This window comes from Chryseobacterium culicis, from assembly GCF_900108365.1.
GTDB lineage: Bacteria > Bacteroidota > Bacteroidia > Flavobacteriales > Weeksellaceae > Chryseobacterium > Chryseobacterium culicis.
Genome location: NZ_FNWQ01000002.1, coordinates 223270 through 235665, shown reverse-complemented (window position 1 = coordinate 235665; position 12396 = coordinate 223270). Strand labels below are relative to the sequence as shown.

Genomic DNA, 12396 nt, shown 5'->3' with positions numbered 1-12396 from the left:
CCAAAATGATCGTCAAGCCTTCAAAAATTTCTCTTCCTTTAAAACTTACCTTCCTTATTTTTTCAATGGTTTTGAACTGTATGGGACTTGTGATTCTACAGTTATCAGAAGAGAAAATCACCTATGGAGAACTGGGACTGCTGGAGTCTTTTAAAGATTTACCTATTGCGTTCATTTCACTTTTTGCGGTAAGCTTTATTAACAAAACCGGGCCTAAAAAAGCTTTGATTTTAGCACTTGCCATAGTGGGATTCTGCTCCTGTCTTCTTCCTTTTGTGAAGGTTTTCTGGTTTTATAAACTATGGTTTGCTATCATAGGAGCCTGTTTTGCTATTGGCAAAATCTGTGTTTTTGGAATTATCAGGAACAATATTTCGGATGAAAAATCTCTGGCGAAAACCATGAATAATGTGGAAGCTTCTTTTATGATTGGAATTTTTGTAGTAAATACCGGTTTTGGATGGGTTATTTCCAGCCAGTATTCAGAATTCTGGAAATTTGGCTTCTTACTGATTGCCTTGCTATCGGCATTTACCATTTTTCTCCTTTCAAAGATAGAAATACTGGAATCAAAACCTATGGAAAATACAGGTATTCTCTCGGAACTGTCAGGATTTACCACACCTGCTGTAGCTTTATTTTTAGCGGTGGTGTTTTTTATCGTTTTTGTTGAGCAGGGGTTTAATTCGTGGCTTCCTTCTTTTTATAAAAACCATCTGAAAGTCAATTCTTTTTTTGCGCTTCAGGCGACTTCTTTCCTTTCCGTTTTTTCTTATGCAGGAAGAACTGCTACAGCTAATATTATCAAAAGGTTTGCATTATCAAGATACTATATCACGTGTATGGGCTTGATTATTACCCTGCTTACTATAATAGTTGCCATACAATATTTGGACTCTGAAGATTCAAGAATGCTTCTCTTCTTATTCCCGGTAATTGGTCTTTTCCTTTCACCACTCTACCCGGTAATCAACTCAAGAATGATTGCTCAGGTGGATAAAGATAAAATCAATCTATTCACCTCCCTGATTGTGATTTTTTCTTCTCTGGGCAGCTCTGTAAGTTCAATTATTATGGCCGTTTTATTCGAAAAACAATTGTTAAACTACTACCCTTTATACATATTATCATCTGTAATTCTGCTATTTGTGATTAGTTTAATATATTTTACTGTCACAAATAGAAAATAGTTTTATTTTTACTCCCATGAAAATCAAAGACACAAAAAGTAAAGAAACGCTTCGGGAACTTATCGATACTAAAGATTTCGTAGCACATATTTCTGTAGACTGCACTATATTCGGCTTTCATAATAATATTCTGAAAGTTCTGCTTTTGAAATATCATGATCTGGATCTGTGGTCACTTCCGGGTGGTTTTGTTTTTAATGATGAAGACCTAAGAGAGGCTGCTGAAAGGGTTTTATATGAACGGACCCATCTTAAAGGATTATTTTTGAAACAGTTTCATACGTTTGGAAGAATAGACCGCACAGAAAATAATGTCCACCAGATTCTGCTTAAAAATAAGGGAATAACTGTACCTGAAGACCACTGGATCTTTCAGCGTTTTGTGACGGTGGGCTATTGCAGTCTTATTGATTTTTCCCTGGCCAATACTTTTCCTGATGCTTTCAATGAAAGCTGCGAATGGTTTGAAGTCAACAATCTACCCAAGATGGCATTTGACCATGACCGAATTATCGAAACCGGTCTGGAATATCTGAGAATGAATATCAATACCGAAGTTGCAGCCAGTAATCTGCTTCCGGAAAAATTTACCATGAAAGATCTTCAGGCACTTTATGAAACTATTTTGGGACAGAAATTCAGAAGAAATAACTTTCAGCGAAAAATTTTAAGTTTAAATATTCTGGACAGAATGGAAAAACTCTATGACGGTTCCGCTAATAAAGCGCCTTATCTGTATAAATTTAAAACTGAAGTACATAATTCGACCAATCAGTATCCCATCTCAAATGATGAGGAGTCTTAAAATTATAAATTTAACCAAAATCACATACAAAATAGCATTATTACTCTGAAAATCAGTATTAAAACAAGTTTTTAAAAAAATTTCCCAGACATCACGAAAAATGTTATTTTTAACAAAATCAAAAAATCATGTCATATTATCCTCTTACAAGCATCCCTGATTATTACGGAATTGATGCTTTACTTACCGAAGAACACAAACTCATCCGCCAATCTGTAAGAGACTGGGTAGAAAGCTTTGTAATGCCGCAGATAGATCAGGCCGCCCAGAATCATACGGATTTACCGAATCTTATGAGAGAATTGGGGAAAATCGGCGCACTGGGGCCTTACATCCCGGCTGAGTACGGAGGATCAGGATTAGACCAGATTTCTTATGGTCTGATTATGCAGGAATTGGAAAGAGGAGATTCCGCAGTGCGTTCTGCTGCTTCGGTACAAAGCTCTTTGGTCATGTTCCCTATTAATGAATTTGGTTCTGAAGAGCAGAAAAAGAAATATCTTCCTAAGCTTGCTGCCGGAGAAATGATCGGATCTTTTGGGTTGACGGAGCCTAACCACGGTTCTGATCCAGGTTCTATGGAAACTTATTTTAAAGATATGGGAGATCATTATCTTTTGAATGGTGCTAAAATGTGGATCACGAACTCTCCTCTGTGCGATATTGCAGTGGTATGGGCAAAAAATGAGGAAGGAAAGGTTCAGGGATTAATTGTTGAAAGAGGCATGGAAGGTTTTACGACCCCTGAGACTCACAATAAATGGAGCTTAAGAGCTTCCAAAACCGGAGAACTGGTATTCAATAATGTAAAAGTTCCAAAAGAAAACCTTCTTCCTGGTGTAACCGGACTGAAAGGGCCTTTATCCTGCCTTAACTCTGCAAGATATGGAATTTCATGGGGAGTAATAGGCGCTGCCATTGACTGCTACTGCACTGCTGTTCAGTATTCTAAAGAGAGAAATCAGTTTGGAAAACCAATTGGCTCTTATCAGCTTCAGCAGAAAAAACTGGCTGAATTTTTAACGGAGATTACGAAAGCTCAGTTATTATGTCTTCAGTTAGGAAACCTTAAGAATGACCATAAAGCAACTCCTGCACAGATTTCAATGGCGAAGCGTAATAATGTAAAGATGGCGATTGACATTGCAAGAGAATCAAGACAGATTCTTGGCGGTATGGGAATCATGGGTGAATTCCCAATGATGAGACACGCTGCGAATCTGGAATCTGTAATTACTTATGAAGGAACCCACGATGTACATTTGTTAATCACCGGTTTAGATATTACAGGAATTAACGCGTTCTAAAGAAAGACAAACTTATAAAGAAAGAGTCTGGCCAATGGTCAGACTCTTTTATTTTACTCACTTTCCGGAGAATTGATATTCAATGAATAATTATTAATGCGTTAATGTTTTTGAGTTTTTATTAAAGTTAATACCTTAATGAGCACAAAAAATCATCAATATGAAAAAAATTACGACTTTTTTACTGGGTCTTACCGCCCCTTTTTATTTTGCACAACAGGCTGGCGATGTGGTAAGCGCTGAGCAGAAGCTGGATCTTACCCCACAGGGAGTGATCAGTTTTATTGCCAATAATCTTGGTGATCAGAACGCGCCGGAATTTTCGAACTATCTCAACGGTTTTAATGTGGGCTTAAAGGGTTACAAAATCACCTATTACACCAAAAATGAGAACAACGTTCTTGTAAAGGCCACAGGGTTGCTAATGTATCCTAATGTGCCATTCAAGCTTTCTACAGTGGTATCTGACCACGGAACAACAGACAGCAGGAACAATGTCCCGTCTAACTTCAAAGGAACGTTAACCGCCGGATTTGTTGTTGAATTATCATACGTACTGAACGGTTATATTTTAATGGCGCCTGACTACGTTGGGATGGGAACAGGAGACGGCACCCACCCTTATGTAGATTATGCCACAGAAGCCGGGGCTACTATTGATTTTATTACGGCAGCGAATAAAGTATTGGCACAGTTGAACATCAAACGATACGACGAGTATTTCCTGGCCGGATATTCTCAGGGAGCTCATGCAGCCATGTCTACTTTAAAAAGATTAAGCATTTCTAATCCCAATAATATTAAATTCAAATATGCCTACATGGGAGACGGGCCGTATGATTTCTCCGGAGTTACTTTAAATAAAGGCGTTCTGGAAAAAGATATTTATCCGTTCACCTCATTCCTTGCAAATGTTCTTCATACCTGCAACAATACGGGATATAAAACTTATAATAACAACATTTCCGAAGTGATCTCTGCTGAGTATCTTGATAAATACAATTATCATGTTGTGCAGGATAATGGCGGGCTGTTATGGGGTCCTGTAATATGGAGAAAGCTCTTTACTACCAGCTTTGTTAATGATGTCACCAATAATCCCAATAACAAGCTCAGATTATGTATGAAACCTAAAGATGTGTATGACTGGTACAACAAAACCCCGATGACATTGGGGCATTCTACTGTAGATTTAGCGATTCCGCCTGAAAACACTTCAAAAACCATTGAGGTGCAGCGTGGATATTACCCATGGTGGGATCTGAATAAATATAAGCTGGACTCTTTTTACTGGGGGCCATTGGGACATGTGGGAGGAATTCTGCCATTCACGCTGGCTTCCAATGCAAAATTCAATACTTTGAGAAGCGGCGGGCTCCTTAATGAATGGGCCATTGCAGGATCTATTTTCGGTAAGCAGTCAACCGTGAAAACTACTGAAAAGCCAGCCCTTCTAACTTCACAGATTAAACCGGATTTAGGAAACATGCAGCTGCTTGATATTACAGATTTCAATACAGAAAAGGTACAGAGCAGAACAGCCGGAGATAAAAATTTATCTGCTTTAAAAGACGGAGTTTATTTATTGAAAGTTTTGGAAAATAATGAAAACAAAATAATTCCTTACATCAAAAATACGCCTCAGGAAGTTGCTGAAAACGAAATCGTACAATCTGTGAATGCATCCGTTTTACGATTAAAAGTAGACCAGGAAGAACTTACAGCCGTTCATATTTTCGACGAAAATAAAACGCTGATCAAAAGTATTTCTCCGAAACAATATGATGAAGCCGGAGGTATCAACGTACAGGATCTGGAAAATAAAAACTATACGTTTGAAATCGTTACGCCATACTATAATCTTCAGTTCAATAAGGCAGTCGGCGGAACTCCATCAGCAGAAAGCAATACGGATATCTATGCTCAAAAACAGCAGATTGTAGCCAGATCTGCCAGTGATATTAAAAACATCAGCATTTACAATATTTCGGGTGCTCTGATCATTCAGCAGGAAGTCAACAAGCCCCAGTTTGAATCCAGAAACCTGGAATCGGGGATCTACGTGGTACAGGCGACTCTTTCTAACGGAAAAATGATTAATAAAAAAGTAAAACTCTAGCAACAATCCTCTTCAATAATCTCATTTCAAGTTAATTTTTGGCACTTCAGCAATGAAGTGCCTTTTTATATATTATTAAAATATTGGAGACAGGCAAAAATTTCTTAGAATTTAAATCCAACGCTGAAATAGATCCTTGAAAAATCCAGCTGGCTGTTTCTGGAAATATTGAGGTTGATGGGCCCGATAAGAGATTCATATCCAAGATTTACTCCGTAACCAAACATATCAAAACTGCTATTAAAAGGAGAAAGCTCTTCACTTACTTTTCCATAGCTGAATGAAGGCGTAAGATAGAGTTTTTTCATAATTCTGTACTGAAATGCTACCGCGGCCTTCGCTACTGAAGTCATCGGAAGCTCTTTCTGGCGCAGCCCATTAAATTCAGGGCTTAGCAGATCATAATTATACTCACTGCCTCCCAGGTTATATTTCTGATTCAGGAACAGATACGGAACCTGATCATCCCTTTTTGAACCAAAGCTTGCTCCCAGAAATACATTGGCTTTTACCGTTAACCTTCTCGTGATTGGATGGTAAAAATTCTCATTTAAAGTAAAAGAGATCAGATTTTCAGGCTCATAATAATAAGGATCTTTTGGATTTAGAATAAGGTTCAAAAGAGGCTGTACTGTTGCCAGATCGTAAAGCTGATATCGGTCACCATAATACAACCTTGTACTCACCTGAAGATGATTCCCTCTGGTTGTAAAGTATCTTTTATTAAGATTATTCTGCTCAAACTTCAGAAAAGTATTGAAATTGCTGTGGTTATATAATTTTTTGCTGTAATTATCTACTTTTGACTGGTCTACTTTATCCAGTAAGCTGTACATTCTTTCTGTGCTGAATTCTGTTCCTACAGACAGATAAGCATTGGGATTGACATTATAATTCAGGGCAATCTTTCCGGTAATATTCCGGTACATATGATTGGGGAAACGGTCGCTGCCATCTTCATTTACATCATACAGCCTGAAATTCAAATCATTACTTTTAAGATTCACCATTTTGGCCTCCAGATCCAGCCATAAACGTTCTCCGCTGTCTAAAAACTGCTGGTAAGCCAGTTTAGCCTTGAAACGTTCGGAAATATCTACTGTTGCTAGAAATCTTGATCTGTTCAGAAGGATATTCCTGTAAGTATAATTCACAATAATTCCCACGGACTGTTCTGTATCATAGTGCAGAGCCAGCTTAAAAGCGCCTTTTTTTGCTCTTTTCACAAAGACATTCATTACAAGCCCCTCATTTACATTCGTATAGGTGTAATACACCTTGACGTACTGGCGCATCCCGAACACACGGTCTATTGCTTCATTTACCGTTTTTGCATCGTAATACTTTCCTTCTGTTAGGCCCATCTGCTTTTTCAGGACTTCGATCTCTGCCGAATCTGTAATAGGGGTTCCGTCTTCTTCATTAAAAGTGAATTTTGTTGTTGGCAGTTTCACTTCTTCAATCATCGTATGCTCATACTTAATTCCCAATTTTCTTTGCGCTTCCGCAAGGGCTACAAATTCAGGAAGATGTTTTCTGGCTTCTACCTCTCCTATTTTGATAATCCTTCTGAATTTAGCAAAATCTTTCGTTGTAATCTCCCCCAGCGGATCTACAAAATCTACGAGAATGTTGGATAAATCTTTTTGATGTTTAAAATCTTCCACCGAACGGATGGCATGGGTCTGATAGATCATCTTCATCGGGTTTTCAATCTCTTTTTTGGTAAAAAGTCTGAAACCGGTATACCCTCCAATCACAAAATCTGCTCCCATCTCACGAACTTCATTAGCCGGATAATTACGGTCTAACCCACCGTCTACTAAAAGTTTTCCGTCAATATAAACAGGCGCAAAAGCTGCAGGAATTGCCAGCGTAGAGCGGATAGCCAAAGGTAAAGAGCCCTCTTTCTGCATTACCAGTCCTCCGTTTTCAATATCGGATGAAGTAAGCTGAACAGGAATTCTCAGTTTACTGAAATCATTGATATGTTTTGCATTGAAAGTAAGGGTATTAAGCACTTCTCCCATGTACTGTCCTTCAATATAGGAGCTGGGAAGTGTCGGAATACCTTTTACTACCGGAAATTCCAGAATATATTTATCATATTCATCTTTTTCACTGATATTGACTTTATTATAAGGGATTTTATTGCTTAGAATCCTGTTCCAGTCCATTTTATAGACGGTACGCTTCAGCTGGTCAGCATTATATCCCATGGCATACAATCCTCCCAGGATTCCGCCCATACTGGTGCCAGTGATATAGTCCACTTTAATTCCCAAAGAATCGATCATTTTCAGAATTCCAATGTGAGCAAATCCTTTTGCACCTCCACCACTGAGCGCAAGACCAAATTTAGTGTCTTTCGTTACGTTCTGAAGGGCAATATTCAGGGAATCATTCTTTTGCTGAGATTTGACAATAAGAGAAATAGCAATTGCTAAAAATATCAGAATTTTTTTCATTGGTGATTCTTGTGTATCCTGTTGAAAACTTTACAAGTTGATTAAAGGGTAAAGATACACAAAAAAGTAACCTGCTTAAACGGCTATTTTCGCGAAATAAGCAATTGAATTCCACGTATTATTAAAGATCAATAACCTGTTGATTTTTAGATAAAAAAAACTTATCCGTTCAACATTAATCTCTTTAATACGTTTTTATGGTTTCTACAAAATTAACATCCGGATTCAGGATTTCCAGGATCAGGCTTTTGACAGATTTCATGGCATCATCAATATTTCCTTTGTCAAACTGCAACGAAACCATTCCCTTTTTAGCATCGGCAAAACTCCAGATTCCTGTTTCTATAGGGAATCCCCAAAACTCAGGCAGATGCTGTACTACATAATGATAAATACAGAGCTGAAGTGCCTGCTTTCTGTCGCTGTTATGAAAATATTCATCTACATTATCCTGATCAATCTTTACGTTCAGGTTTTTAATCCTGGCTGTTTTATAGTCAATAATTCGAAGTGTTCCGTTCAGCTTATCAATCCGGTCAATGAATCCGAAAAAAGAAACTTTATCATTTCCATCAAGAGGAAAATCTATGTTTTCAAACTTTCTTTCAATATCAATAATCTCGAGTTTGTTCCCCTGCCTAATGAGTTCAAGATCATGATTCAGTACATTTTCAATTACTTTTTTGGCAATAGCCCTGTGGATGTAATTCATCCCCTTTTCATAGAATTCCGGCTGGTGTTTCAGCTTTTCAATAGCCGTATTGATATATTGATCTATTGCTTTAACTGAATTCTTTAAATCACTTTCTTTTAAAACTTTACCCTTTAAAACCTCATACACTTCTTGAAGTGAATAATGCACTAAATTTCCGTAATTTTTTATCGAAAGCTCTTCCTCAATTTCATCTGTTTCCGAAGTATTTAAAATCTTGGAAAGATAAAAATCAATCGGATTATAGAGGTAGCTCGTAAGATGGGAAGCAGATACTTTTTCCTTCCATTTCTGAAGACGTTCCTGTACAATCTGTGTCTTGGCAATTTCGATAGGTTGAGTCATAATGGGTTCGGAAGAGTTCTCGATAATCAGATGTTCTATCTCATGAGAACTTTCCATTTCGATCTGTGTAATAAATCTGCTTTTTTCTCCGGTATTTACTCCGGAACTTAACGCATTGTACAGCAAATGCACATTTTGGGCATCCTGAATCAACCTATAAAAGTGATAGGCATAAATGCTGTCATTTTCAAGGAAAGTATGAAGATCAAAGAATCTCCGGATATCGAAAGGAATATAGGTGTTTTGGGAGTTCCCAAGAGGGAGTTTGCCCTCGTTTACGGAAAGCAGAATAACGTTCTCAAAATTCAGGAGACGCGTTTCCAATAACCCCATAATCTGTAACCCTCTCAACGGCTCTCCCTGGAAGTCGATACTTTCAGAATTGATATGCTGGTTAATCAGGATTTCCAGCGTTTCCATTTTGATCTCGATATTGTAGGGGGTCAGCTGGTTTTTAATGATTCTGAATGCATTTTCAAAGTGAGAAACATTCTCGTACTGAATATCGTCTATTTCAAGCCATTTTACCTGCTGGCAGAACTCAATCAGCATATCCAGATACAGATTGGTGCCGGCAGCTTTCTGAAGAAGTCCGATGTAAGACAGCCCGCCCAGCAATTCGTGGAGAAGTTTCTTAGAGATATAAACAATATTCCTTTCTTCTACTTTGGCTTTAAACTCATTGATAATCTGTTCATCTTCAGCAGATTTCGGAAGTTCTTCCAAAATAGGAAAAACGTCTCGGTAATAATAGGAAGATTTGTTTTTTTCCAGCTGTTTCTGCAGATAAAAAAGGCGTTTGACCGCATTGGAGAACGATAGGTTTTTCAATGGGAATCCCATTGTAATATTCAAATTATCAACACCATGCATTACATCAAGACTGGCCGGAAGGAGATTTTCATCCAGCAATACCACTGCCGTATTGGAATAGGTTTTATTATTGATTTCTTTGAAGATCTCAGGCAGTACTTTGGTTTGGGTAACATTCCCGGAGACTTCGTAGACTTTTATTTTTTTAGGCTGGTTAAAATCGTCCTCTATCCATTGGAAAGCCCTGTTATCATCAAATTCTTTCCATGTTTTGTGATTTCTAAGGAATTTCCCGGCTTCCTGTCTTTCGTCATCGAAATAATAACGGTCTGCCTGAAAGAAACACTGCGCTTTATTCCATTGCAAAAGGCTTCTTACGAGCTTTTCTTCCACCGGAGTAAAAGCATTGAAGCCGCAGAAAATAAATTCTTCTTTGGTATTTTTAGCGAAATCAACGATTCTGGCTTTAGCAGCTTCATGAATCATTCCCGAGGTTGCCCAGTTTTTTTCCCGCAGCCTGTCTTTTAAAACAGGGAGAAAAACATTCATATTCTGCCAGAAATTAAGGAACTTCTTTCTGGGGACATCATCATCCTCACCAAGGTCCTGAGCCCATTCTTTGATCCTTTCCTCATCAAACATATACTGGAGAACGGCCTCATCACTGTCGGAGAACTTGAGAATATCATCCCAGTCCTTCTGCAGGGTGGGAAACCATTTCAGAAAGTCTGAAAAATCATCTCTGGGAATAAGATTCAGGCTTCTGTAGACATCAAATGAAAAAAGCCACAGCGGAATTCCCTGAATAGGCTGCCGATCAGCAATTGTATTGATGAGTTCTTCTACCGTAAAAAAGTTGGGGAGAAAGCCGGAATAATTATTTTCTTCCAGAATCTGTCTGATAAACACAATGGGACGCTTTCCGGGCAGAATGATATTAAACGCAGAAAGATCCGTGTTTTGTGCCAGCAGCTCGTGGATGATCTTATTGAGGAATTTCAATGGGCCTGATAGCTTTTTAGATTGTCTAGTTGTTCAGAAATCGTATTATTATATTCGGTTTGCTTTTCTTTATCAATTCCATGGCGGGTTTCTCTGTCATACGCCATCTGGAAGTTTTTATAATCTTCGGAAATCCCGTCATAAATTGACTGAAAATACCTGTTATAATCTCCTGAAGTCCTGATTTTCTCTGCAACCGCTTTCCTGAATTTTCTTACAAACAATTCTGCAATATCAAAATGCTTCTGCTCATGCAGCAGGATATCATCATCCGTTTTTTTGACATCTTTCCAGGATTTATCTTCGTGAAAAAGGGTTTTGATGGTAATGGTAACCGGTGCTTTAGGATCGGAGGATTTCATTGAATGAAATTCCCAGCCGCAATGAGTATACGCAGCTATATCAGGATTCTTTTTCCTGTTAACGGGACTTTTAAAATTTTCCCAGGTCAGCTTTTTGTCTTCTTCCCAGAAAATCTTCTGTCCGGATGCAGCCTGGGCTGTCAATAAGCACAATACGAATATCAATCTCATTATTCCACTACAATTGTTTTGGTAATCCAGTTATTGCCTCCGTTCCAGAATTTAAAAGTATAGGTTCCTTTTCGTTGCGGACTAAAGTTTATTTGACTTGCCCCCACATAATTTCCCTGTGCACAAGGTCCGTTTGTGATATATTTATAGGAGGTAACGGTTCTTTCCAGATTATTGTTGTAAACATAATCATATCCATAAAATCCTTCACAGTGAGACGGATAGGTGGAATACGTCTTTATACTCTGTATCGCAAAAACGTCCATGGTATCATTTACGATTTTCACGCTGTCTATTTTGATTTTATCAATAGATTCTATGGTGTGGTAATCATCATCATTACACGAAACCAGAAGCACGCCCAAAACGAATACTGAAAACCCAATATTTAAAAGTTTTTTCATAACCTTTACTTTTCTGATTATTAACAAATATTAGCAAAAATTATTCCTTATTCACATAAAATCAGGAATTAAAATTACCTTTTGATACATAAACTACTTTTTTAGTATCAAAAAATTCTTCATCAAAATAGTGTTTAAGATTAAAAATTTCACATTTAAGTCCTGCAAGCTCTTCAGCAAGATCACCGCCTTTCAAATATAAAATTCCGTTATGTTTAGCGTTAAACTGTTCTTTTTCAAATTTACCTTTCAGCCACCTTAAAAATTCCGGCATCTGGGTTACTGCCCTGCTGACTATAAAATGGAATTTTTCCTTCAGCTTTTCCGCTCTTCCGTGGATCGCCGTTACGTTGGTTAATCCTACTCCATCTGCTACAGCCTGTACCACACTGATTTTCTTTCCGATAGAATCAATTAAAGTAAATTCTACTTCAGGAAAAAGGATCGCCAGAGGGATCCCCGGAAAACCGCCTCCGGTTCCGATATCCAAAACTTTGGTTCCTGGTGCAAATTCCATCACTTTTGCAATTCCCAAAGAGTGCAGAATGTGCTTTTCATACAGCGATTCCATATCTTTTCTGGAAATTACGTTGATCTTTTCATTCCATTCATTGTACAGATTTTCCAGTTTGGAGAACTGCTCTTTCTGTTTTTCAGTAAGATCCGGGAAATATTTTAATAGTAACGATGCAGACATG

The 12396-nt window shown here is 37.9% G+C and carries 9 protein-coding genes; 4 read left to right on the top strand and 5 right to left on the bottom strand.

Going from position 1 to position 12396, the window contains the following annotated elements; translation table 11 throughout:
• The first annotated feature begins 5 nt into the window (after positions 1-5).
• The 4 genes from BLW74_RS07400 to BLW74_RS07385 all read left to right on the top strand — a co-directional run bounded on the left by BLW74_RS07400 (position 6) and on the right by BLW74_RS07385 (position 5421).
• Positions 6-1190: an MFS transporter gene (locus tag BLW74_RS07400; RefSeq protein ID WP_089691114.1), complete on the top strand. Its 1185-nt coding sequence runs from the start codon at positions 6-8 to the stop codon at positions 1188-1190.
• Positions 1191-1206: 16 nt separating this feature from the next.
• The gene (locus BLW74_RS07395) at positions 1207-1995 is read left to right on the top strand and encodes an NUDIX hydrolase (protein ID WP_089691111.1); all 789 of its coding nucleotides are present in this window, start codon (positions 1207-1209) and stop codon (positions 1993-1995) included.
• A gap of 128 nt (positions 1996-2123) precedes the next feature.
• Positions 2124-3302, top strand: coding sequence for an acyl-CoA dehydrogenase family protein (locus tag BLW74_RS07390; protein WP_089691109.1), 1179 nt, complete (start codon positions 2124-2126; stop codon positions 3300-3302).
• Between the two features lie 160 nt (positions 3303-3462).
• Positions 3463-5421, top strand: a complete 1959-nt coding sequence (locus BLW74_RS07385; protein WP_089691107.1) for a T9SS type A sorting domain-containing protein — start codon at positions 3463-3465, stop codon at positions 5419-5421.
• A 104-nt stretch (positions 5422-5525) separates the two neighbouring features.
• Here BLW74_RS07385 and BLW74_RS07380 read toward each other — a convergent pair whose 3' ends face one another.
• The 5 genes from BLW74_RS07380 to rsmG form a co-directional block, all read right to left on the bottom strand.
• Entirely contained in the window at positions 5526-7889 is a 2364-nt protein-coding gene (locus BLW74_RS07380; protein ID WP_089691105.1) for a patatin-like phospholipase family protein, read from the bottom strand.
• Positions 7890-8073: 184 nt separating this feature from the next.
• Positions 8074-10761: a PD-(D/E)XK nuclease family protein gene (locus BLW74_RS07375; protein WP_089691103.1), complete on the bottom strand. Its 2688-nt coding sequence runs from the start codon at positions 10759-10761 to the stop codon at positions 8074-8076.
• Complete coding sequence (locus BLW74_RS07370; RefSeq protein WP_089691101.1) at positions 10758-11294, bottom strand: DUF922 domain-containing protein; 537 nt, start codon at positions 11292-11294, stop codon at positions 10758-10760. Before BLW74_RS07370 ends, BLW74_RS07375 begins: the two co-directional genes overlap by 4 nt.
• A complete protein-coding gene (locus tag BLW74_RS07365) occupies positions 11294-11698 on the bottom strand; it encodes a hypothetical protein (RefSeq protein WP_089691099.1) in 405 nt (134 codons plus the stop codon). Before BLW74_RS07365 ends, BLW74_RS07370 begins: the two co-directional genes overlap by 1 nt.
• 61 nt (positions 11699-11759) lie before the next feature.
• Positions 11760-12395 carry a 16S rRNA (guanine(527)-N(7))-methyltransferase RsmG gene (gene rsmG, locus BLW74_RS07360; protein WP_089691097.1) on the bottom strand — a complete coding sequence of 212 codons (636 nt, stop codon included), beginning with the start codon at positions 12393-12395 and terminating at the stop codon, positions 11760-11762.
• Position 12396: the final 1 nt, after the last annotated feature.